Below are 21423 nucleotides of genomic sequence, written 5' to 3'. Positions count from 1 at the left end.
TTGATTGGCCTAGAACCACATTTTTACGAGATTGGCCCCACGCGGCGAATCCGAGCGTCATCTCTATAAAAAATTGAGGAGCACATCGATGCGCGTCATTCTGCTGGGAGCTCCCGGGGCCGGTAAAGGTACTCAGGCAAAGTTCATCACTGAAAAATTCGGCATTCCACAAATCTCCACCGGCGACATGCTGCGTGCGGCCGTCAAGGCTGGCACCGAGCTGGGCCTGATCGCCAAGAGCGTGATGGACAGCGGCGGCCTGGTCTCCGATGACCTTATTATCAACCTGGTCAAGGAACGCATCAGCCAGGAAGACTGCAAGAACGGTTTCCTGTTCGACGGTTTCCCACGCACCATTCCCCAGGCTGAAGCCCTGGTGAAGGCGGGCGTGGAGTTGGACGCCGTGGTCGAGATCGCAGTTGAAGACGAAGAGATCGTTCAGCGCATTGCTGGCCGTCGCGTTCACGAAGGCTCGGGCCGCGTGTACCACATCGTCTACAACCCGCCGAAAGTCGAAGGCAAGGACGATGTCACCGGCGAAGACCTAGTGCAGCGTAAAGACGACACCGAAGAAACCGTGCGTCATCGCCTGTCGGTCTACCATTCCCAGACCAAACCCCTGGTGGACTTCTACCAGAAGCTGTCCGCAGCCCAGGGCAAGCCGAAATACAGCCACATCCCAGGTGTGGGCTCGGTAGAGGCCATCACCGCCAAGGTGCTGCAAGCACTGAGCTGATCCTGTGATCGGCGGCACAGACAACGGCCCGCTTGCGGGTCGTTGTTGTTTATACTGGCGCACTTTTTTCCGACTTGGACACCGACACCGATGAGCACCCTGCTGGCCCTGGACACCGCGACTGAAGCTTGCTCCGTTGCCTTGCTGCACGATGGCAAGGTCACGAGCCACTACGAGGTGATCCCGCGCCTGCACGCGCAGAAATTGTTGCCGATGATCAAGCAACTGCTTGAAGACGCCGGTACTACCCTGGCGGCCGTGGATGCCATCGCGTTTGGCCGTGGCCCCGGGGCATTCACCGGCGTGCGCATCGCCATTGGCGTGGTGCAGGGCCTGGCCTTTGCCCTGGAGCGCCCGGTGTTGCCGGTGTCCAACCTGGCGGTGCTGGCCCAGCGCGCGTTGCGTGAACACGGTGCGTCGCAAGTGGCAGCGGCGATTGATGCGCGTATGGATGAGGTGTACTGGGGTTGCTACCGTGAGACCGCAGGCGAAATGCGCCTGGTCAGTACGGAAGCGGTGCTGGCCCCCGAAGCGGCGCAGGTGCCCGCTGACGCCAGCGGCGATTGGTTCGGTGCCGGCACGGGCTGGGGTTATGGCGAACGCATCAAGGTGATGTGTGCCGAGCAGGACGCGGCGATGTTGCCCCACGCCGAAGACCTGCTGGCGTTGGCACGTTTCGCCTTCGAGCGCGGCGAGGCAGTTGCAGCGGACCAGGCAGCACCGGTGTACCTGCGCGATAAAGTCGCACAGACCAAGGCCGAGCGCGGGATTATTTGACGCCAGAAATGTAGGCATTGCGCGGCAAATTTCGCCAATCGTCAGAATTTGCCTGGGTTTTTAAACCTTTTACAAATTATGTGTTCTAGTTATCACCAGAGCATTTGCGCGCCATGGAAAGTGCCGCTAAATTGCCATCATTGATACTGAGTCTGCATGTATGCGTATAGACGGTTTTTCCTCACAGTCCTACCCCCTCAAGCGTAAGCCGCGCAAGGCGAGCGTGACGGTAGACGAATCCGTCGAGGATTCACCGGACTTCATCGAAGTACACACCGATACGCCTTCCAAAGCGCAAGGCGCTGCAAGCGCACGCATCAGCGGCGTTCCTGCCCGTCAGCAAGACATGGTCTTTCCCCGTTCCATGAGCAAAAGCGTTGCCACCGCCTTGGCCAGCTACCTGACCACTGCCGGCTTTGTCGAATGGGATATGGAAGTGCTGGGTCTCGATATCCATATCTGATGCGTTTGCCTTATTACATCGGCTGCCCGTCCTGGAGTGAAAACGCCTGGCGCGAGTATTTGTATCCGGTTGATGCGCGTTCCAACGATTACCTCGAGCTCTATTCCCAGGTCTTTAACGCTGTTGAAGGCAATACCACTTTTTACGCTCGCCCCTCGGCCGCCACTGTGCAGCGCTGGGCCGAAATCATGCCTGATGATTTTCGCTTCACCGCCAAATTCCCCGGCGATATCAGCCATGCTGGCGATTTGCGTGAACACTTGCCGGCGGCAGAAAGCTTTGTCGGCTTGATGAGCCCTTTAGGTGAGCGTGTTTCACCGCTGTGGTTGCAGCTCTCAAAGGGCTTTACGCCGCAGCGCTTGGCGGAGCTGGCTGGATTTCTCGATGGGATCGATCAGCCGCTGGCTGTGGAAGTGCGCCATGAACAGTTTTTCGCCAAGGGTGATGCTGAGCGCATGCTCAACCGCCTGTTGCGCGATCGCGGTGTCGAGCGCATCTGCCTCGATCCTCGTGCCCTGTTCAGCTGTACCTCTACTTCGGAAGCGGTGCTGCATGCCCAGTCCAAAAAGCCCCGAGTGCCACCGCGCCCAGCGGCACTGACGCAGTTTCCCCAGGTGCGCTTCATCGGGCATCCGGACCTTGAGGCCAATGACCCGTTCCTGATTCCGTGGGTGGAAAAGATCGCCAGTTGGATCGAAGAGGGCCGCACGCCCTATATGTTCCTGCACACGTCGGACAACCGTCTGGCGGCACAGCTGGCGCTACGTTTCCACGCCAAGCTGATGGTGCGCCTTCCAGGTTTACCGCCGCTGCCCACCTTGCATCGAGAACCCGTGGCGGAGCAACTCGGGCTACTTTGAGGATTGAGCCGTGGGTGTGGTCAAGGCGTTGAGTGTGTTGCTGGTGCTGGTGGGCGCCTTTGCGCTGGCTGTCTGGCGCGGTTGGGTGCCGATGCCGGCTGAGTGGAACCCCTGGGCGCCTTTGGATGTGCGAGCGAGCCCCAACCTGTTGACGCGCTATAAGCTCAGTCGTTTACAGGATGATCCGGCGTTGTGTGACCAGGTACTGAACACCTCCGGTTTGCGCGTGAGCCGCCAGGCTGATACATCGGCCGATGCGGCGTGCCCCTTGCGCAATATCCTGCGTGTGCAGAGCGCTGACGTGGCTTTGAGCAGCAGCTTTCTCGCCAGTTGCCCGCTGGCGGTGGCATTCGCGTTGTTCGAGCGCCACAGTCTGCAACCGGCGGCCCAGGCCGTGTTTGGCCAAGCGGTGAGCCGCGTCGAGCATTTGGGCAGTTTTGCCTGCCGTAATATCTACAATCGCGCCGACGGGAGGCTCAGCCAGCACGCCTCGGCCAATGCCCTGGATATCGCCGGTTTTCGCCTGGCGGATGGGCGCAGCATCAGCGTGCTCAAGGATTGGCCAGGGCAGGGCGACAGCGCGCGTTTCCTGCGTTTGGTACGCGATGGCGCCTGTGATGATTTCAACGTGGTGTTGAGCCCGGACTACAACGCTGCCCATCGCAACCATTTCCATCTGGACATGGGGCGTTGGTGGGTGTGTCGCTAAGGCTCAGGCGGCCAGGCGCAGGTTGTGGGTCACCAGCGGGCGCGCCCAGTAGTAATCGAAATCCAGGGCCTTTTGCTGCGCCAGCAATTCTTCTTCAGGGTACGGCGTGGCGGCCGGTGGCAGCAGGTCCAGCTCGAATTCGGCAATCGGCAGGTGCAGTGGGCGTGGCTGTGGCGCAGGGCCTGGCTCGGGTAGCGGTTGGCCGGCGTTCAGCACAACGGGGCGCACCCACTCGCTCTCAAACGCTTGTTGGCGTTGCTGGGCGATTATTTCTTGTTCCGGGTACGGCGTCGCGGCCGGTGGCAGCAGCTCGGTTTCGAACTCGGCAATCGGCAGGAACAGTGGCGCAGGTGGCACGATCTCGGTGTCTTTCACATCGCACTCACGCTGGGTGAGGATCTGCGCCAGCAGGTCGGCGCCTTCGCGGGGTTCTACCGCCGGGTCTGCCGGGGCAGGCGCCTTGGCGGCGAGCGCGTCTGGCGTTTCGCCCAGCTGTTCGGCCAACGCACGGGCGAAGAAGTCCTGCCACACATGACTCACCCCGGCCAGCGCTTGGGTATTGCGCAGGCCATAGTGGTTGTGGGTCGGCAGTACACCGATGGAAAGGGGAAGAATGTCTGACATTTTTCTCGGTCGACGCTCAGCTCTGGCAAAATACCTGACTGTGATTTTTATCGGCCGTTGTTTGCCGATCCTTAATATTTTTGAGCGTGGCGATTGATGAACGAACAACCAGCGGCCAGCCGCATCCAGGTCCAAGCCTTGGCTGACAGCTTCCAGGCCCGCGCCGAACAGTGGGCTTCGCTGCTGGGGTTGCCTCTGCAGGTGGCCGATGCGGATTTTTCCCTGCAAGTGGGGGAGCACGGCTTGCAGTTGCAACAGCTTGGGCCTGATGCGCCAGGGCCGGTGCGGGTCGACTTTGTCGAAGGCGGCGCAGCGCATCGGCGGTTGTATGGCGGCGGCAGCGGGCAGATGATCGCCAAGGCGGTGGGCATCGCCCAGGGCGTGCGCCCGCGGGTGCTGGACGCTACGGCGGGCTTGGGCAAGGACGCGTTCGTGCTGGCCAGCCTGGGGTGTGAGATGAGCCTGATCGAGCGCCAGCCGTTGATCGGCGCCTTGCTCGAAGATGGCCTGGCCCGCGCTGCCGAGGATTTTGAGGTGGCACCGATTGTGGCGCGCATGAAGTTGCTCAAGGGCAACTCCATCGACGTGATGCTCAATTGGCAGGGGGAGCCGCCCCAGGTGATCTACCTGGATCCGATGTTTCCGCACCGTGAGAAAACTGCGCTGGTGAAGAAGGAAATGCGCCTGTTTCGGCCGTTGGTGGGGGATGATCCGGATGCACCGGCGTTGCTCGCGGCGGCTCTGGCGCTGGCCAGCCATCGTGTGGTGGTCAAGCGGCCGCGCAAGGCCCCCTGTATTGAGGGGCCGAAGCCGAGCCATGCGTTGGATGGCAAGTCCAGCCGCTACGATATTTATCCCAAGAAGGCGCTTAAGGCATAAGTGGCAGCATTCATCTTGCTGGTGCGGCGAGCTCCAATTGTGGGAGCTGGCTTGCCTGCGATGACGGCCTGACAGCCGACGCCTATCTACCTGACACCCCCGCAATCCAAACTGTGGGAGCTGGCTTGCCTGCGATGACGGCCTGAAAGCCGACACAGTTGGATTGTGTACATATCCATTGCTGCGGTAATGGCTACTTAGGGTTCCGCCCTGACGGCGGCTCACTTTGCAAAAGCGGCAAAGTAAGCAAAACGCTCTTGCCCCACCACTCGGCACCTCGCTTGGGCTCGGTGTGCCCGAACGCAGGCTTGAATCCGTGGGCCGCCGCCACGCGCCATCCATGGCGCGGGGCGGCTAACCCGGCGTCCTGCCGGGTTACCCACGAATTCAAGCCTGCGTTCGGCCAGCGTGGTTTAACGGGGCGCCTAAGATCAACATCAAAAGCAGATCAAGAGCAGATCAAGAGCGACTCGCTTCGCATCGTGGTTACTGTCGGTTGGTGCAACTTACTTAGGTGTTTCTGGACCCTGGCTGCGATAGGCCCGCATAAACAACCTCACCACGTCCTGCACATGCTCTTCGGCCTCTTGCGCACTCAATCGTCCGCCGCAGCCATACAACAAGCGAAAGTTCGCCGTGCCCTTGAGCAGGCAAAAGAAGTGTTCGGCGGCCTTCAACGGTGTGTCGATACTCAAGGCGCCGCTCTGGTCAATCTTGCCGAGCAAGCGCTCCATGCCTTGCAGCATGCGCATGGGGCCGGCGTTGAAGAAGATCTGGGAGAGTTTCACGTCCTGATTGCCGGTGGTCATCATCAGGCGATGCAGGTTTACCGACTCTTCGCTGTTGATCAGCCGATGAAAGCCGCGGGCGATGTTAAGCAGCACCGTGTCGACGGGCATGCCTTCGGGGAGTTCGAAGTACATCACCGGCAATTGCTCTTCGCATTTGGCCACCACCGCAGCGGTGAACAGCGTCTCCTTGTCGGTGAAGTGGCTGTAGACCGTGAGTTTTGATACGCCGGCCGCCAGGGCAACGGCGTCCATGCTGGTGTTTGCATAGCCCTTGTCCAGGAACAGCGACTTTGCCGATTCGAGGATTGCCTGGCGTTTTGCCATGTCCTTGGGACGCCCGGGGCTTGCGGTGTTCAGAGGATTGTCGGACATTTCCACCTTTAATACTGGACTGGTGAGTTTGGTATTAATAACATACCGGCCAGTATAATTATTCCAAGCTCTATTTGCGAAAGGTCCTTCAGCATGCGCAGCGCTTTCCTGCCCCTTGCTTTGCCTGTCAGCCTGATCTTCCTGTTGGCCGCTTGCGGCCATGAAGAAGCGGCCCAGACCACCGTGCGCCCGGCCATGGTGGTGCAACCGCAGCCTTCGGCGCAGGCGATGGACAGCTACCCCGGTGAGGTGCGTGCCCGTTATGAGCCGGACCTGGCCTTTCGCATCGGCGGCAAAGTCAGCAAGCGCCTGGTGGAGGAGGGCGAGCGGGTCAAGGCCAACCAGCCGCTGGCCGAACTCGACCCTCAGGATGTGCGTCTGCAATTGGAAGCCACCCGCGCCCAAGTGGCCGCCGCCGAGGCCAACCTGAGCCTGGTACGTGCAGAGCGGGATCGCTACAAGACCTTGATGGAACGTCAGATGGTCAGTCGGTCGCAGTACGACAATTCCGAAAACCTCTACCGAGCCGGTGAAGCACGCCTGAAGCAGATCAAGGCCGAGTTCGATGTGTCGAGCAACCAGACCGGCTATGCCGTGCTGCGCGCGCCTCAGGACGGTGTGGTCGCCAAGCGTGCCGTAGAGGTGGGGCAAGTGGTCTCCGCTGGTCAGACGGTGTTCACCCTGGCCACCGATGGCGAGCGTGAAGTGTTGATCAGCCTGCCTGAACAGGGCTTTGGCCGCTTCAAGATCGGCCAGCCAGTGTCGGTGGAGTTATGGAGCCAGCCAGAGCAACGTTTCGCCGGGCGCATTCGTGAACTGTCTCCCGCCGCCGACCCCAAATCCCGCACCTTCGCCGCGCGCGTCGCCTTCACGGGCGGCAAGGTTCCCGCCGAACTGGGTCAGAGTGCACGGGTTTTCATACAGGCCGACGGTGTCATTCCCCTGTCAGTACCTTTGTCTGCCCTGAGTGCCGAAAACGGCGCGTCCTACGTTTGGCGCGTACAACCGGACAACACCCTTAAGCGCACTCCCGTGCGCATTGGTGCCTTTGGCGAAAACACCGTGCCGGTCCTCGAAGGCTTGGCCGCCACCGATTGGGTGGTGGCCGCAGGCGTGCATTTGCTCCATGAGGGCCAGTCAGTGCGCCCGGTGGATCGCTCCAACCGTGTAGTGAATCTGGCGGCCAAGGAGTAGTCCCCATGGGTTTCAATCTTTCCGAATGGGCGTTGCGTAATCGCCAGATCGTACTGTTCCTGATGATCCTGCTGGCCGTGGTTGGCACCTTGTCCTACACCAAGCTGGGGCAAAGCGAAGACCCGCCGTTTACCTTCAAGGCCATGGTGATCAAGACCAACTGGCCCGGGGCCACGGCCCAGGAGGTTTCGCGCCAGGTCACCGAGCGCATCGAGAAAAAACTCATGGAGACCGGTGAGTACGAGCGCATCGTGTCGTTCTCGCGGCCCGGTGAATCCCAGGTCACCTTTATTGCCCGGGATTCGATGCGTTCGGCGCAGATTCCCGAGCTGTGGTATCAGGTGCGCAAGAAAATCAGCGACATCCGCCACACCTTGCCACCGGATATCCAGGGGCCGTTTTTCAATGACGAGTTCGGCACCACCTTCGGCAATATCTACGCCCTGACCGGCGACGGCTTTGACTATGCGGTGCTCAAGGACTACGCCGACCGCATCCAGATCCAGCTGCAACGGGTGCCGGATGTAGGCAAGGTCGAGCTACTCGGCTTGCAGGATGAGAAGATCTGGATCGAGCTGTCCAACCTCAAGCTCGCCACCCTAGGATTGCCTTTGGCCGCGGTACAGCAGGCGTTGCAGGAACAAAATGCGGTGTCCACCGCGGGTTTCTTTGAAACCCCTACCGAGCGCGTGCAACTGCGCGTTTCAGGCAACTTCAAGACGGTGGAGGAGATCCGCAACTTTCCGATCCGCGTGGGTGATCGCACCTTCCGCATCGGTGATGTAGCTGACATCCATCGAGGCTTCAACGACCCACCCGCACCGCGTATGCGTTACATGGGCGCAGATGCCATCGGGCTGGCCGTGGCCATGCGCGACGGTGGCGACATCCTCGTATTGGGCAAGGCACTTGAGGCGCAATTCGCACGCCTGCAAAAGAACCTTCCTGCCGGTATGGAACTGCGCAAAGTGTCGGACCAACCGGCAGCCGTAAAGACCAGCGTCGGCGAATTCGTCCAGGTACTGGCTGAAGCGTTGGCGATTGTATTGCTGGTGAGCTTTTTCTCCCTCGGCGTGCGTACCGGCATGGTCGTCGCCCTGGCGATTCCGCTGGTACTGGCGATGACCTTTGCCACCATGTATTACTTGGGCATCGGCCTGCACAAGATTTCCCTTGGCGCCTTGGTCCTGGCTTTGGGCTTGCTGGTGGATGACGCGATCATCGCCGTGGAAATGATGGCGATCAAAATGGAGCAGGGCTACGACCGCCTCAAAGCCGCGAGTTTCGCCTGGACAAGCACCGCATTCCCCATGCTCACCGGCACCCTGATCACGGCCGCAGGCTTCTTGCCGATTGCCACCGCGCAATCGAGCACCGGCGAATACACCCGCTCGATCTTCCAGGTCGTGACCATCGCTCTGCTGGCCTCATGGGTGGCGGCCGTGGTGTTTGTGCCGTACCTGGGGGAAAAACTCCTGCCCGACCTGGCGAAGATTCACGCCGCCAAACACGGCACCGACGGCCCGGACCCGTACGGCACACCCTTCTACCAGCGTGTAAGACGTTGGGTGGAGTGGTGCGTGCGGCGGCGTAAAACGGTGATTGTGCTGACTTTGCTGCTGTTTATCGGCTCGGTTGCGCTGTTTCGCTTCGTGCCGCAACAGTTCTTCCCGGCTTCCGGTCGTCTGGAGTTGATGGTCGACCTGAAACTGGCCGAGGGCGCTTCCCTGAGCAACACCGCCGAGCAGGTCAAGCGCCTGGAAGCGTTGCTCAAGGAGCATGCCGGCATCAACAACTATGTGGCCTACGCGGGCACCGGTTCGCCGCGGTTTTACCTGCCCCTGGACCAGCAATTGCCCGCTGCCAGCTTCGCCCAGTTTGTGGTGCTGGCTGACACTATCGAGGAGCGAGAAAGCTTGCGCACCTGGCTGATCGAAACCCTCAACGAGCAATTCCCCGACTTGCGTTCGCGCGTGACGCGCCTGGAGAACGGCCCGCCCGTAGGCTACCCGGTGCAGTTTCGCGTGACGGGCGAGCACATCGAAGAAGTCCGTGCCCTGGCGCGCAAAGTGGCGGCCAAGGTTCGCGAAAATACCCATGTGGTCAACGTGCACCTGGACTGGGAAGAACCGAGCAAAATCGTGTACCTGAATATCGACCAGGACCGTGCACGTGCCCTGGGTGTGAGCACCGCCAACCTGTCGAAATTCCTGCAGAGTTCCCTGACGGGTTCCAGCGTCAGCCAGTACCGGGAGGACAACGAATTGATCGAGATCCTCCTGCGCGGCACCGTGCATGAGCGTAGCGAACTGTCGCGCCTGCCGAGCCTTGCCGTGCCCACCGACAATGGTAAAAGCGTGGCGCTGTCGCAAATTGCCACCCTCGAATATGGATTCGAAGAGGGCATCATCTGGCATCGCAATCGCTTGCCCACGGTGACTGTGCGGGCCGATATCTATGGCAAGGAACAGCCGGCGACCCTCGTGCAGCAGATCCTGCCGACGCTCGCCGATGTGCGTGCCGAACTGCCGGACGGCTACCTGTTGGAAGTGGGCGGTACGGTGGAAGATTCTGCCCGTGGGCAAAACTCGGTGAAGGCCGGCGTGCCGCTGTTTATCGTGGTAGTGCTGACCTTGCTGATGCTGCAACTGCGCAGCTTCTCGCGCACGGCGATGGTCTTTCTCACCGCGCCTTTGGGGCTGATCGGCGTGACCTTGTTCCTGCTGGTGTTCCGCCAACCCTTCGGTTTCGTCGCCATGCTAGGCACCATCGCGCTGTCGGGGATGATCATGCGTAACTCGGTGATTCTGGTGGACCAGATCGAACAAGACATCAAGGCTGGCCTGGCACCCTGGCAGGCAATTATCGAAGCCACGGTCCGACGCTTTCGCCCCATTGTGCTGACGGCACTGGCAGCGGTGCTGGCGATGATTCCGTTGTCACGCAGCGTGTTCTTCGGGCCTATGGCCGTGGCGATCATGGGCGGGTTGATTGTGGCAACGGCGTTGACGCTGTTGTTCCTGCCGGCGTTGTACGCAGCGTGGTTCAGGATCAGGAAGGAGGAGTAGATCAGTGAGCGTTTTTGGCTGGCCCTGTGGGAACCATTTTTCAAGGCTTGCCACAGAGGGTTACCTGTTCGCAGGTACGTTATCCGGTGGTTTTTATCACCTGGATAACGTTTCCAGAACGTTCATAGAGGCGAAATAGATATGCTCCTACAAGCATTGGGTAACTTTTACTCTGGGATCGGCATGATGCTGGGCGGCGGTCAGATGGGCGGCGCTTGCGCCAAACATTCCCAGAATGACTCCGTTAGTCGGCGTGAGCTTTCCGACGCGCTCAAATCGTTCAAATACGATTTTCCCCAGCCGACCAGTAATATTACGATTAACAACGCCAACGCCAATAGCAACGCCAATACCAATACGCAAATCGGCCGTTGAATGAGCTGATTTTTGATATTCAGGCATTGCAAACACTCTGCATCCGCAGAGTGTTTGCCGCGTACGTTCAGTCGAGGGGCTTAAAGCGCCCCAAACACCTTCTTGGCCAAGCTGGTGGCTGCCGCCGCCGGATTCTTGCGAATGGTTTCTTCCTGCTGCGCAATCATCTTGAACAAGCCATCCAGCGCTTGCTCGGTCACGTAGTTCTCAACGTTGGCGCTCTTGGCATCCACCGCGCCAAAAGCTGCGGCCTTGCCGGCCAGGGCGTTGTACTGCTGGGCTACCCCGACCTTATCGGTGGCTGCCTTGACGATGGGCAAGAACTTGGCGCGAATCTCTTCACGGCTGCTTTTGTTCAGGTACTGGGTGGCAGAGTCCTGACCACCGCTGAGAATGCCCTTGGCGTCGGTCACGCTCATGTTCTTCACGGCGTTGACCAAAATTGGCTGGGCCTGGGTCACCGCGGTTTCTGCCGCCTTGTTCATGCTGGTTTCCAACTGCGTGACCTGGTCACCCATGCCGAACATTTTCAGCTTGTCGGCGACCTTACCGAGTTTGCCCGGCAGGCCGATCTTCACGTCCGGGTTGTTGCTGAAACCACCGGGCGTTCCGAGTTGTTTCACTGCAATCTGTGCACCTTGGGTCAAGGCATCCTTGAGGCCGCCGCTGGCGTCGCCCTGGGACAGGCTGCCAAGGTCCAGGGCCATGGCATTGGCGCCGAACAGCAAGCCAGCACACAGGGCGGTGAGGCGAAGAGATTTGCGGAGCATGGGCGCTTCCTTATGAAGTGGGAATGATCAGTGTGCGGCCGCATCTACCCGCAGGCGCAGCGGTTGTGGGTCCTGGCCATTGAGTTGCACAGTGTGCCGCTCGGTGGTGATAAACAGTAGCTTGCCGTCCAGCTCGATGCGAGCGCTGACCGAATAGGTGTGGCCCGGTTTGACTTGGGCCGGGTCGTAGCTCAGGTGAAACGGCAGCGGCACCTGGCCTTTGACCGGGCCTTTCTGTTCGGCGAGGGTCACGGCCGGCGCGTCCATCAGCGACACGTCCTGCAGGCTGACACTCAAGGTGGCGGCTGGCGGCAGGGCGATGCGTTGCAGGTAGAACACTTCGCCGTCCAGGCTGGCCTTAGGGGTTGGAGTCATCGAGTGGCAGGCTCCGAGCAGGGCGGTCAGGCCCAGGAGGATGAGTTTTTTCACGGTGCGGCTCCTTGTCAACGGCGCCGGAATCCGCCCGGCGCCTCATTCAATCTAGCGGTTTTGTTCAGGGTCGGCGGCAACCGGTTCGGCGGCGGCCTCGGCTGCACCATCCACGCGGTGCAGGGCGACCTGGCGGATCGACAGGCGAATATCCGCCGGCAACACACGTTTGGCCGCGCCTTCGGCCAGTTCGCCGAGCAGGTCGTGATAGCCCAGCTTGCCGGCTTCATCGCGGCGCAGCACATCTTGCTCCAGCAACGTCTGAATAAAATGTCGGAAAAGACTCTTGTCGAAGAATTCCGGGGCATTGAGGCCGTGCAGGATCGACAGGCGCTGGGCCATGATCGTGCACAGGTCTTCCAGCTCCTCGGCGCTGATGCTGTTCTGGCCGCTGTTGAGCAGCAACGAGATCGCCATGTAGAAGCGTTGCAGAGTCTGGGCGATGCTCTTGGACAGCAGCGTCAGTAGCACAAAGTGCCGCGAACTCGGCGCCGGGCGCAGGTACACGGCGTTTTCGAAGCGCAGCAGGCCTTGTTCAACGAACGCGTCCAGCCATTGGTCGACCACGTTGTCCAGTTCCTCCAGCGACCAACGGATAAACAGCTCCGATTGCAGGTACGGGTAGAGCGCGTGGGTGTAGCGCAGGATCTGTTCGCGGGTCATGCGCGAACTGCTCTGGAAGAAGCTCGCCAGCAAGGCCGGCAGGGCGAAGATGTGCAGCACGTTGTTGCGGTAATAGGTCATCAGGACAGCATTCTGCTCATCCAGATAAACGATTTTACCCAGGGCATCGCTCTGCTCCGACAACAGGTTCATGTCCTTGACGTGCTTGATCAGCGCCAGGCCATCGCCTTCCGGCAGAGTGGTGTGGGGCGAGTACGGCACGCGGCGCAACAGCGCCAGGTACAGGTCCAACTGCCGGGCCATGGCCTGTTCGTCCAGGGCCAGGCGGGTGGTGGACAGCAGTGCCAGCGCCACCAGATTCACCGGGTTCACCGCAGCGGCTTCGTTCAAGTGGCGCGCCACCTGTTCGCCGAGGCGATTGGTGGTCTCGTTGAGCCAGGCTGGTTTGTAGTTCGGCCCCAGTTCCTGGGCGCGCCAGTCCGGTTGTTCGGCGTCGAGGAACTCTGCCAGCTTGATCGGCTCGCCGAAGTTGACTGCCACTTGGCCAAAGCGTTGCTTGAGCGCGCCGACCACTTTGAAGATATCGAAGATCGACTCTTTCTTCTTGCTCGCGCCACGCAGTTCGCCCAGGTAAGTGCGGCCTTCGAGCACGCGCTCATAGCCGATATACACCGGCACGAACACGATGGGCATGCGCGAGGAACGCAGGAAACTGCGCAGGGTAATCGCCAGCATCCCGGTTTTTGGTTGCAGCATGCGCCCGGTGCGCGAGCGTCCGCCTTCGACGAAGTACTCCACCGGGAAACCCTTGGTAAACAGGGTGTGCAGGTATTCGTTGAACACCGAGGTGTACAACGGGTTGCCCTTGAAGGTACGGCGCATGAAAAACGCACCGCCACGGCGCAGCAGGCTGCCGATCACCGGCATGTTGAGGTTGATGCCGGCGGCGATGTGCGGCGGGGTCAGGCCGTTCTTGAACAGCAGGTAGGACAGCAGCAGGTAGTCGATATGGCTGCGGTGGCAAGGCACGTAGATCACCTCGCAGCCCTGGGCCACCTTTTGCACGCCTTCGATGTTATTGACCTTGATGCCGTCGTAGATCTTGTTCCAGAACCAGCTCAATACCACTTCCAGGAAGCGGATCGCGGTGTAGGTGTAGTCCGAGGCAATTTCGTTGCCATAGCGCAGGGCCAGGGCCTTGGCTTTTTCCGGGGCGATCTTTTCGCGTTCGGCCTCATCCAGGATGGCTTGGCGCACCAGCGGCATATTGACCAGGCCCTTCACCAGATTACGCCGGTGGGACAGGTCGGGACCGATCACCGCCGTCTTCAGGTTACGAAAATGCACACGCAGGATGCGCTGGGCCATGCGTACGGTGCGTTCGTGGCCTTTATTGTGCTCGATCAATTCACGCAGGTTGATAGGCGCGGAGAATTGCACGCGGGTCTTGCGCCCCAGGATCAGGATGCTCAACAACCGGCGTAGACGCCCGGTGACTGCCCAGCTGTCGGCGAACAACAGCTTCCACGGGCTGGACTCGCTTTCGGGGGATTGGCCCCAGAACACGCTGACCGGAATGATTTGTGCATTCTCTTCGGCATGTTCGGTGAGGGTATTGACCAGGCGCGTCAAGGTGGGCGGCGCACCGCGCTTGTCCTGGCGCCCGAGCCAATCCGGATCCGGCGTGAGGTAGAAGAACGCCGCAGGCTCCATCAGCGGCCCCACCGATACCGGCAGCACCGGGCGAGGCAAGCCTGCCTTGGTGCACTCGGCATCGACTACCGCCAACTCGGTGAGGGAAGGTGATTGCAGGACGTAGAAAACCGGCCGGCTGCGGTCCAGGTTAAGGGTGAGGGACGACTGGTTGATCGTCTCTGAGCGAACCCAGAGGTACAACAGTCGGCGCAAGGTGCCAAACACCAGACGGCGGAACGGGGAGCGGGTCATAGGCGAGCTGCTTCAAGTGGAAAAAACCGAGCAGGCGCTCGGGCGGGTAGTGTGCCGTATTCGCCGAAAATCGGCAAAAAAGCAGCGATGTAAAGTTGAGTTGATGGTTTTTGAGCCTGTCTTATACTCGGCAGTTCAATGCGAGCGACTCAACAATAAAAAACCAGTGGGAGTGAACAGATGACAACGCGCGAAACCGGCAATGTGAAGTGGTTCAACGATGCAAAGGGCTACGGCTTTATCCAGCGTGAAGATGGCAAGGATGTGTTTGTGCACTACCGCGCCATACGCGGTGAAGGCCACCGCTCGTTGGCTGAGGGCCAGCAGGTGGAGTACGCCGTGGTGACCGGCGAGAAGGGCTTGCAGGCGGAGGATGTGGTGGGCCTGTAAGGCCGAGCGGCAAGTCTCAAGCTACAAGCTGCAAGCGCTTTGACTTGTAGCTTGTAGCTTGTAGCTGCTTTTAAACTGTTTTCCAGGTGATCTCTTCTTCACCCTCTGCGCTGATGCGAATCCAGCGATCAGCGCTTTCTTCTCCCTCTTCTTCAACCCAGGTGCCCGGTGCGCAGCGCACTTCGACATTCAGCGCGGCAAACGCGGCGCGGGCGCAGGCGATGTCGTCGTCCCACGGGGTCTGGTTGCTTTCCAGGTACAGGCTGTTCCATTTGCCGACCGCCTTGGGCAGCCAGGTAACCGGCACGTTGCCGGCCTTGCACTTGTAGGTCTGGCCTTTCTGGACCCAGTCGGAGCAAGGGCCCAGGGCGGCGCCCAGCCAGGCGGCGATGGCCTTGTGATCGACGTCGGCGTCTTTCAGGTAAATCTCGATATCGGGTTGGCGCATGGATGTTCCTCGTTGCGGGATTCGAAAATCCATTCGCGGATATTTGTAAAGTCAGCTATTGAAGCACGAAATAATCGTAGCGCATCGACACCGTGACCTGCAGCGGCTCAGCCGCCTCGATCACTTCGGCGCGGCGCTCGGCACTGGCTCGCCAGCCATGAGGCGTCATGGCCAGCAGGTTGGCGCGGTCTGCAGGCTCAGCCAGGTTCAGAGTGAACTCCAGGGTTTCACTGTGCGCAAGGCTCATGCCATCCGGCACCAAGGCCAGGTGTTTGTCGTCGGTGTATTCGCGCACTTCGTCGTACAAGCGCTCGCGCAGTTCCATCAAGTGGCCGCGGGTGGGGCCGACTTTCATCAAGCCGCCACCGTGGCTGAGCAGGCGCTTGGCCTCTTGCCAGTCCAACGGGCTGAACACGCTGGCGAGGAACTGACAGCTGGCGTCGGCCAATGGCACGCGGGCCATGCTGGCGATCAACCAGGTCAGCGCCGGGTTGCGTTTGCACGCGCGCTTGACCGCCTCTTTGGAGATATCGAGCGCGTAGCCATCGGCATCGGGCAGGGCCTGGGCGATTTGCGCGGTGTAGTAACCCTCGCCACAGCCAATGTCCACCCAGCGCTGTGGTGCGCGCTCGGCGGCCAGTTCGGCCAGGCGCTTGGCCACGGGCGCATAGTGCCCGGCGTTGAGGAAGTCGCGGCGCGCCTCGACCATGGCCAGGTTGTCGCCCGGGTCGCGGCTGTTCTTGTGCTGTACCGGCAACAGGTTCAGGTAACCCTGGCGTGCGCGGTCGAAGCGGTGCCCGGCCGGGCACGCCACGCCGTTGTCCACGGTATTGAGCGGTGCGCTGCAAATGGGGCAGGCGAGCATCAGGCGAGCAACTTGATCAGGGTCTGGTAGTAGATTTCGGTCAGCACGTCGAGGTCGCTGGCCAGGATGCGTTCGTTGACCTGGTGGATCGTCGCGTTGACCGGGCCCAGTTCGACCACCTGGGTGCCCAGCGTCGCAATGAAGCGCCCATCGGAGGTGCCGCCGCTGGTGGACGCCTTGGTTTCACGCCCGGTGATCGCCAGGATGCTGGCCGATACCGCATCCAGCAGAGCGCCCGGCTCGGTAAGGAACGGCAGGCCCGACAGCGCCCACTCCACATGCCAGTCCAGGCCATGCTTGTCGAGAATGGCTGCGACCCGTTGCTGCAGGCCCTCGACGGTGGATTCGGTGGAAAAACGGAAGTTGAACACCGCCGTCAGGTCACCCGGGATCACGTTGGTGGCGCCGGTACCGGAGTTGAGGTTGGAAATCTGAAAGCTGGTCGGCGGGAAGAAGGTGTTGCCGTCATCCCAATGTTCGGCGGCGAGTTCGGCCAGGGCCGGTGCGGCCAGGTGGATCGGGTTCTTCGCCAGGTGCGGGTAAGCCACGTGGCCCTGTACACCGCGTACGGTCAAGGTGGCGCCGAGGGAGCCACGGCGGCCGTTCTTGACTACGTCGCCCACCAGGCTGGTGCTCGACGGTTCGCCGACGATGCACCAGTCCAGGCGTTCCTTGCGTGCGGCCAGGCGTTCGATCACGGCCTTGGTGCCATGGTGCGCCGGGCCTTCTTCGTCGCTGGTGATCAGGAAGGCGACCGAACCCTTGTGGTCCGGGTAGTCGCTGACGAAACGTTCCGCTGCCACCAGCATCGCCGCCAGGCTGCCTTTCATGTCCGCCGCGCCACGCCCACAGAGCATGCCGTTGTCATCGATCAACGCATCGAACGGGTCGTTCTGCCAGGCCTGTACCGGGCCAGTCGGCACCACATCGGTATGACCGGCAAAGCACAGCACCGGGCCTTCGTGCTTGCCGTGGGTGGCCCAGAAGTTATCCACGTCTTCAATGCGCATCGGTTCAAGCGCAAAACCGGCGTCGCCCAGGCGCTGCATCATCAGCTTCTGGCAATCGGCATCGATCGGCGTGACCGACGGGCGACGGATCAGGTCGATGGCAAGTTGAAGGGTCGGCGAAAGGTCGGCATGGGCCGTCATGGGAGAACTCCGGAAATCGAGGCGGCGACGTTCTAACTGTAGGAGCGAGCTCGCTCGCGAAAAACTCAAAGGCACCGCGTGCATTCAGGATGCCCACGTCATCGTTAACGATTTTCGCGAGCAAGCTCGCTCCTACAGTGATGGGTGTAAGGCCCGCAAAAGGGCCGTTATCTTATAGCAAAACGGCGGCCAAGGGCCGCCGTTTAGTGCATTGCGTCACTTTTTACGCCGCCGGTGCCGCCTCGGGCGCCGCCGAAGGTTTGGGCAGAGACGACAAGAACGCCATGATCAGCGCCGCCACATAGGGCAGCGACTGCACCAGCAACATCACCACCCAGAAGCGAATGTCGTTGCTTGGCAGGCCTTGCACCAGGTAGATCCCCAGCGCCGCGCCCCACAGCAGCAGCATGATGAACATTTCTTCGCGGGCTTCGGAAATCGCCACCCAGAAGCCGTGGTTATCCGCGTTTTTCGGTGTACGAAAGAACGGAATGCTGCTGGTGAAGAAGCCGTACAACACCGCCTTGGCGATGGTGTGGGACAACGCCAACCCGGCCAGCGCCGCGCAGAACGCGTCTTTCAAGTTCACGCCTACCGCACGACGGTAGAGGAAGATGATCTTGCCGACTTTGAACACAAACAACGCCAACGGCGGGATCGCGAAAATCAGCAACGGCGGGTCGACCCGGGTTGGCACGATGATCATTGCCGCCGACCACAACAGCGCACCGACGGTAAAGAAGATGTTCATGCCATCGGCCACCCACGGCAACCAGCCGGCGAGGAAGTGGTAGCGCTGGCCACGGGTCAACTCGGTGTCTTTGCCACGTATCAGGCTGGCGGTGTGACGCTTGATGATCTGGATCGCGCCATAGGCCCAACGGAAACGCTGTTTCTTGAAGTCGATAAAGGTATCCGGCATCAAACCCTTGCCGTAGCTGTCGTGGTAGTACGCCGCCGACAAGCCTTTTTCGAACACGCGCAGGCCCAGCTCGGCGTCTTCACAGATGCACCAGTCGGCCCAGCCCAGCTCTTCAAGCACCGAGCGGCGGGTCATGGTCATGGTGCCGTGCTGGATGATCGCGTCACGGTCGTTACGGGTGACCATGCCGATATGGAAGAAGCCCTTGTATTCGGCGTAGCAGAGCTTCTTGAAGGTGCTTTCGTTTTGGTCGCGGTAATCCTGGGGCGACTGCACCACGGCGATTTTCGGGTCGGCGAAGTGCGGCACCATGTGCTTGAGCCAGTTCGGCGATACGCAGTAGTCCGAGTCGATCACTGCGATCACTTCGGCATCCTTGGCGGTGTGCGGGATCAGGTAGTTCAGCGCGCCGCCCTTGAAACCGGCCAGGGGCGCGACGTGGAAGAACTTGAAGCGCGGGCCCAGGGTTTCGCAGTAGTCGCGCACCGGCTCCCACACCGCCGGGTCCTTGGTGTTGTTGTCGATGATCAGGACTTCGTAGTCCGGATAGTCGAGGGCGGCCAGGGCATCGAGGGTCTGCTTGACCATTTCCGGTGGCTCGTTGTAGCACGGCACGTGGATCGATACTTTAGGGCGGTAGTCCGAGTCGCCTTCCACGGGCAGGAATTCACGCCGGCGCTTGTGGGTCCACACTGCTTCCGCCAGCTCGTGGGCTTCGGTCAGCAACACAATGAACACGCCCAGGGCGCCGAGCGCAAGCAACACGCCAACGCTCACGCTGAACCAGGTGCTGTATTGCTGGCTGTAGTCGTAGCCGATCCACACCAGTACCGACCCGCACAGAAACGCAATAAAGGTCAGAAAGGTACGGCCCCGCTGGCGCAGGGCTGAGCCATCGATCATCAACAGGGTCAGGGACAGCAGCGCAAGCACCACCGAACCGATGGCCAGTACCCGCCATTGCGGAATCGCCACCACCGGGCCATCAAAGTTGAATTTCTGCTGGCGCGCGGCGTTGAACACGCCCCAATACGCGCCCGCCGACCCTTCGTCGCTGACCTTCCACGGTTGGTCGAAGGCTTCGATTACAAAGTAGTTGTAACCTTGACGGTTAAGCTTATTCACCAGGGTACGCAGGTAAATCGCCTGGTCTGCCGGCGACGATTCATTGCCACCGCGCATACGGCCGTTGCTGGGCCAGCCCACTTCCGACAGCAGCAGTGGTTTTTTCGGGAAGGCTTTCTTCAGGTCCTTGGCGCGGTCGAGGACGTACTGGCCGGCCTTGTCCATCGGGATGTATTCCCAGAACGGCAGGATGTGCGCGGCGATCAGGTCGACGTGCTTGGCCAGTTGCGGGTTCTTTTCCCAGATGTGCCATTGCTCGGAGGTGGTCACCGGCACTTTCACGGCGGCGCGCACGCGGTCGAGCAGCACGATCAGGGCTTCGGGGGTGATTTCTTCCCGAAACAACGCTTCGTTACCCACCACTACGCGTACGACACTGCGCGAGGTGTTGGCGATCTCGATAGCGCGCTGGATTTCACGCTCGTTACGTTCCAGGTCCGGGCTGATCCAGATCCCCAGGGTCACGCGCAGGCCGAACTCTTCGGCCAGCTTGGGAATATCCCCCAGGGGGCCGTCCACCGAGTAGGTACGGATGTTGTCCGTCAGCTTGCTCATGATCGCAAGGTCCTGACGCATCTGTTCGTCGGTAGGGTACTGGCCTTTCTGCGGGTACTGGCCCTGCTGGAACGGCGAGTAGGAAAAACCGGAGATCTGATCGGGCCAGTTGGGAGCGGTGACCGGGCGGTTGATCAGCGCCCAGAAACCGGTGAACAGCGCGGCAATTGCCAGCACCACCACCAGGTTGAGTCCAAATTTACGCGATGCCATGGTTATGTCGGGTTCCAAAGGGTGCGGAACGAAAGAGGTGTCGGCCTACGCCGAACGGCGCGCATCCTACACCGGCCCTTCCCTGAGCGTACAGCAGACAGAGAAAAGCCGGACGTTAGTCTGCGAAACTCCATCTAAGTTCTTCACTTGTAACTTGTAGCTTAAAACTTGCCGCTGCGTGGCCCTATAATGCGCGCCGGTTTTTGGGGTAATGATGATGAGTACAGAAGATCCGCGGTTTGCAGGCGTCGCCCGCTTGTACGGCCTTGAGGGCCTGGAGCGCTTGAAAGCCGCCCATGTGGCGATTGTCGGCGTCGGCGGCGTAGGTTCCTGGGCGGCGGAAGCGATTGCCCGTTGTGGGGTGGGCGAGATTTCACTGTTTGACCTGGACGATGTCTGCGTCAGCAACAGCAACCGCCAGTTGCATGCCTTGGACAGCACCGTGGGCAAGCCCAAGGTCGAAGTGATGGCCGAACGCCTGCGCGGTATTAACCCCGATTGCACCGTGCATGCCGTGGCAGACTTCGTCACCCGCGACACCATGGCTGAGTACATCACCCCGACTATCGACTGCGTGATCGACTGCATCGACGCGGTCAACGCCAAGGCGGCGCTGATTGCCTGGTGCAAGCGCCGCAAAATCCAGATCATCACTACCGGCGGCGCCGGCGGGCAGATTGACCCCACGCTGATCCAGGTGTGCGACCTGAACCGCACCTTCAATGACCCGCTGGCCTCGAAAGTGCGCTCTACCTTGCGCCGCGATTATGGCTTCTCGCGTACCGTCACCCGCCATTACAGCGTGCCGTGCGTGTTTTCCACCGAGCAGCTGCGCTATCCCAAGCCTGATGGCAGCATCTGTTTGCAGAAGAGTTTTGTCGGCGATGGCGTGAAGCTGGACTGCGCGGGAGGGTTTGGCGCGGTGATGATGGTCACGGCCACGTTCGGCATGGTGGCGGCGACCAAGGCGGTGGATAAGATTGTGGCGGGAGTGCGTCGTCCCTCAGAGCGCATCAAGCCCACCTAGATCTCACTACCCTACAGAGATCCAAACTGTGGGGGCTTGCTCGCGAAGGCGGCCTGGCAGTCAACACAGTTGGACCGTGTACATATCCATTCCTGCGGTAACGGCTACT

Annotated in this window: 20 protein-coding genes; 10 read left to right on the top strand and 10 right to left on the bottom strand. The window is 60.6% G+C overall.

The window, feature by feature from the left end:
* The first annotated feature begins 88 nt into the window (after positions 1 to 88).
* From adk to DK871_RS22465, 5 genes are all read left to right on the top strand, one after another.
* The gene (gene adk / locus DK871_RS22485; protein ID WP_003189104.1) at positions 89 to 736 is read left to right on the top strand and encodes an adenylate kinase; all 648 of its coding nucleotides are present in this window, start codon (positions 89 to 91) and stop codon (positions 734 to 736) included.
* Between the two features lie 90 nt (positions 737 to 826).
* Entirely contained in the window at positions 827 to 1513 is a 687-nt protein-coding gene (gene tsaB, locus DK871_RS22480) for a tRNA (adenosine(37)-N6)-threonylcarbamoyltransferase complex dimerization subunit type 1 TsaB (RefSeq protein ID WP_161906676.1), read from the top strand.
* 160 nt (positions 1514 to 1673) lie between these two features.
* Positions 1674 to 1976 (top strand): hypothetical protein, encoded by a 303-nt coding sequence (locus tag DK871_RS22475; RefSeq protein WP_032893222.1) that lies wholly within the window; start codon positions 1674 to 1676, stop codon positions 1974 to 1976.
* Complete coding sequence (locus tag DK871_RS22470) at positions 1976 to 2836, top strand: DUF72 domain-containing protein (RefSeq protein ID WP_161906675.1); 861 nt, start codon at positions 1976 to 1978, stop codon at positions 2834 to 2836. Before DK871_RS22475 ends, DK871_RS22470 begins: the two co-directional genes overlap by 1 nt.
* A gap of 10 nt (positions 2837 to 2846) precedes the next feature.
* On the top strand, positions 2847 to 3545 hold the full coding sequence (locus DK871_RS22465) for an extensin family protein (RefSeq protein WP_161906674.1): 699 nt from the start codon (positions 2847 to 2849) through the stop codon (positions 3543 to 3545).
* Positions 3546 to 3548: 3 nt separating this feature from the next.
* Here the strand turns inward: DK871_RS22465 and DK871_RS22460 are convergent, their stop codons facing one another.
* Positions 3549 to 4169, bottom strand: a complete 621-nt coding sequence (locus DK871_RS22460; RefSeq protein ID WP_161906673.1) for an energy transducer TonB — start codon at positions 4167 to 4169, stop codon at positions 3549 to 3551.
* 96 nt (positions 4170 to 4265) lie between these two features.
* On the opposite strand from DK871_RS22460, the gene DK871_RS22455 reads away from it, so the two are divergent.
* The gene (locus DK871_RS22455; protein ID WP_056790197.1) at positions 4266 to 5048 is read left to right on the top strand and encodes a class I SAM-dependent methyltransferase; all 783 of its coding nucleotides are present in this window, start codon (positions 4266 to 4268) and stop codon (positions 5046 to 5048) included.
* A 506-nt stretch (positions 5049 to 5554) separates the two neighbouring features.
* On the opposite strand, the gene DK871_RS22450 is transcribed toward DK871_RS22455, so the two are convergent.
* Complete coding sequence (locus tag DK871_RS22450; RefSeq protein WP_161906672.1) at positions 5555 to 6211, bottom strand: TetR/AcrR family transcriptional regulator; 657 nt, start codon at positions 6209 to 6211, stop codon at positions 5555 to 5557.
* Between the two features lie 93 nt (positions 6212 to 6304).
* Between DK871_RS22450 and DK871_RS22445 the strand changes: the two genes are divergently transcribed.
* On the top strand, positions 6305 to 7405 hold the full coding sequence (locus DK871_RS22445) for an efflux RND transporter periplasmic adaptor subunit (RefSeq protein ID WP_161906671.1): 1101 nt from the start codon (positions 6305 to 6307) through the stop codon (positions 7403 to 7405).
* 5 nt (positions 7406 to 7410) lie between these two features.
* The gene (locus DK871_RS22440; protein ID WP_161906670.1) at positions 7411 to 10473 is read left to right on the top strand and encodes an efflux RND transporter permease subunit; all 3063 of its coding nucleotides are present in this window, start codon (positions 7411 to 7413) and stop codon (positions 10471 to 10473) included.
* A 147-nt stretch (positions 10474 to 10620) separates the two neighbouring features.
* On the opposite strand, the gene DK871_RS22435 is transcribed toward DK871_RS22440, so the two are convergent.
* Genes DK871_RS22435 through plsB form a run of 4 tightly spaced genes read right to left on the bottom strand, consistent with a single transcriptional unit; the run spans position 10621 to position 14618 of the window.
* On the bottom strand, positions 10621 to 10875 hold the full coding sequence (locus tag DK871_RS22435) for a hypothetical protein (RefSeq protein ID WP_161906669.1): 255 nt from the start codon (positions 10873 to 10875) through the stop codon (positions 10621 to 10623).
* 53 nt (positions 10876 to 10928) lie between these two features.
* Positions 10929 to 11618 carry a DUF4197 domain-containing protein gene (locus DK871_RS22430; protein ID WP_003189124.1) on the bottom strand — a complete coding sequence of 230 codons (690 nt, stop codon included), beginning with the start codon at positions 11616 to 11618 and terminating at the stop codon, positions 10929 to 10931.
* A 27-nt stretch (positions 11619 to 11645) separates the two neighbouring features.
* Positions 11646 to 12047: a YbaY family lipoprotein gene (locus DK871_RS22425; RefSeq protein WP_014717218.1), complete on the bottom strand. Its 402-nt coding sequence runs from the start codon at positions 12045 to 12047 to the stop codon at positions 11646 to 11648.
* 51 nt (positions 12048 to 12098) lie between these two features.
* Positions 12099 to 14618: a glycerol-3-phosphate 1-O-acyltransferase PlsB gene (gene plsB, locus DK871_RS22420; RefSeq protein ID WP_161906668.1), complete on the bottom strand. Its 2520-nt coding sequence runs from the start codon at positions 14616 to 14618 to the stop codon at positions 12099 to 12101.
* Between the two features lie 180 nt (positions 14619 to 14798).
* Between plsB and DK871_RS22415 the strand changes: the two genes are divergently transcribed.
* Positions 14799 to 15008 carry a cold-shock protein gene (locus DK871_RS22415; protein WP_003189131.1) on the top strand — a complete coding sequence of 70 codons (210 nt, stop codon included), beginning with the start codon at positions 14799 to 14801 and terminating at the stop codon, positions 15006 to 15008.
* A 70-nt stretch (positions 15009 to 15078) separates the two neighbouring features.
* Here the strand turns inward: DK871_RS22415 and DK871_RS22410 are convergent, their stop codons facing one another.
* The 4 genes from DK871_RS22410 to DK871_RS22395 all read right to left on the bottom strand — a co-directional run bounded on the left by DK871_RS22410 (position 15079) and on the right by DK871_RS22395 (position 20287).
* The gene (locus DK871_RS22410) at positions 15079 to 15456 is read right to left on the bottom strand and encodes a hypothetical protein (RefSeq protein WP_161906667.1); all 378 of its coding nucleotides are present in this window, start codon (positions 15454 to 15456) and stop codon (positions 15079 to 15081) included.
* A 55-nt stretch (positions 15457 to 15511) separates the two neighbouring features.
* Positions 15512 to 16321 carry a putative RNA methyltransferase gene (locus tag DK871_RS22405; protein WP_161906666.1) on the bottom strand — a complete coding sequence of 270 codons (810 nt, stop codon included), beginning with the start codon at positions 16319 to 16321 and terminating at the stop codon, positions 15512 to 15514.
* A complete protein-coding gene (dapE, locus tag DK871_RS22400) occupies positions 16321 to 17472 on the bottom strand; it encodes a succinyl-diaminopimelate desuccinylase (RefSeq protein ID WP_032893206.1) in 1152 nt (383 codons plus the stop codon). The genes DK871_RS22405 and dapE overlap by 1 nt, the downstream gene beginning before the upstream one ends.
* Positions 17473 to 17695: 223 nt before the next feature.
* Complete coding sequence (locus tag DK871_RS22395; RefSeq protein ID WP_161906665.1) at positions 17696 to 20287, bottom strand: glycosyltransferase; 2592 nt, start codon at positions 20285 to 20287, stop codon at positions 17696 to 17698.
* A gap of 217 nt (positions 20288 to 20504) precedes the next feature.
* Between DK871_RS22395 and tcdA the strand changes: the two genes are divergently transcribed.
* Positions 20505 to 21314, top strand: coding sequence for a tRNA cyclic N6-threonylcarbamoyladenosine(37) synthase TcdA (gene tcdA / locus DK871_RS22390; protein WP_003189142.1), 810 nt, complete (start codon positions 20505 to 20507; stop codon positions 21312 to 21314).
* Positions 21315 to 21423: the final 109 nt, after the last annotated feature.

Source organism: Pseudomonas sp. L13, from assembly GCF_009935965.1.
GTDB classification, from domain to species: domain Bacteria; phylum Pseudomonadota; class Gammaproteobacteria; order Pseudomonadales; family Pseudomonadaceae; genus Aquipseudomonas; species Aquipseudomonas lactis.
The sequence above is the reverse complement of the archived record's forward strand: the minus strand, read 5'-3'. Positions and strand labels throughout refer to the sequence as shown.

Excerpts from the sequence above, each read along its gene's own strand:
- DK871_RS22460 (WP_161906673.1), bottom strand. The coding sequence starts at position 4,169 with ATGTCAGACATTCTTCCCCTTTCCATCGGTGTACTGCCGACCCACAAC.
- DK871_RS22445 (WP_161906671.1), top strand. The coding sequence starts at position 6,305 with ATGCGCAGCGCTTTCCTGCCCCTTGCTTTGCCTGTCAGCCTGATCTTC.
- DK871_RS22440 (WP_161906670.1), top strand. The coding sequence starts at position 7,411 with ATGGGTTTCAATCTTTCCGAATGGGCGTTGCGTAATCGCCAGATCGTA.
- DK871_RS22450 (WP_161906672.1), bottom strand. The coding sequence starts at position 6,211 with ATGTCCGACAATCCTCTGAACACCGCAAGCCCCGGGCGTCCCAAGGAC.
- DK871_RS22435 (WP_161906669.1), bottom strand. The coding sequence starts at position 10,875 with ATGCCTGAATATCAAAAATCAGCTCATTCAACGGCCGATTTGCGTATT.
- DK871_RS22475 (WP_032893222.1), top strand. The coding sequence starts at position 1,674 with ATGCGTATAGACGGTTTTTCCTCACAGTCCTACCCCCTCAAGCGTAAG.
- adk (WP_003189104.1), top strand. The coding sequence starts at position 89 with ATGCGCGTCATTCTGCTGGGAGCTCCCGGGGCCGGTAAAGGTACTCAG.
- DK871_RS22470 (WP_161906675.1), top strand. The coding sequence starts at position 1,976 with ATGCGTTTGCCTTATTACATCGGCTGCCCGTCCTGGAGTGAAAACGCC.
- DK871_RS22405 (WP_161906666.1), bottom strand. The coding sequence starts at position 16,321 with ATGCTCGCCTGCCCCATTTGCAGCGCACCGCTCAATACCGTGGACAAC.
- DK871_RS22395 (WP_161906665.1), bottom strand. The coding sequence starts at position 20,287 with ATGGCATCGCGTAAATTTGGACTCAACCTGGTGGTGGTGCTGGCAATT.
- DK871_RS22455 (WP_056790197.1), top strand. The coding sequence starts at position 4,266 with ATGAACGAACAACCAGCGGCCAGCCGCATCCAGGTCCAAGCCTTGGCT.
- DK871_RS22430 (WP_003189124.1), bottom strand. The coding sequence starts at position 11,618 with ATGCTCCGCAAATCTCTTCGCCTCACCGCCCTGTGTGCTGGCTTGCTG.
- tsaB (WP_161906676.1), top strand. The coding sequence starts at position 827 with ATGAGCACCCTGCTGGCCCTGGACACCGCGACTGAAGCTTGCTCCGTT.
- tcdA (WP_003189142.1), top strand. The coding sequence starts at position 20,505 with ATGAGTACAGAAGATCCGCGGTTTGCAGGCGTCGCCCGCTTGTACGGC.
- plsB (WP_161906668.1), bottom strand. The coding sequence starts at position 14,618 with ATGACCCGCTCCCCGTTCCGCCGTCTGGTGTTTGGCACCTTGCGCCGA.
- DK871_RS22415 (WP_003189131.1), top strand. The coding sequence starts at position 14,799 with ATGACAACGCGCGAAACCGGCAATGTGAAGTGGTTCAACGATGCAAAG.
- DK871_RS22410 (WP_161906667.1), bottom strand. The coding sequence starts at position 15,456 with ATGCGCCAACCCGATATCGAGATTTACCTGAAAGACGCCGACGTCGAT.
- dapE (WP_032893206.1), bottom strand. The coding sequence starts at position 17,472 with ATGACGGCCCATGCCGACCTTTCGCCGACCCTTCAACTTGCCATCGAC.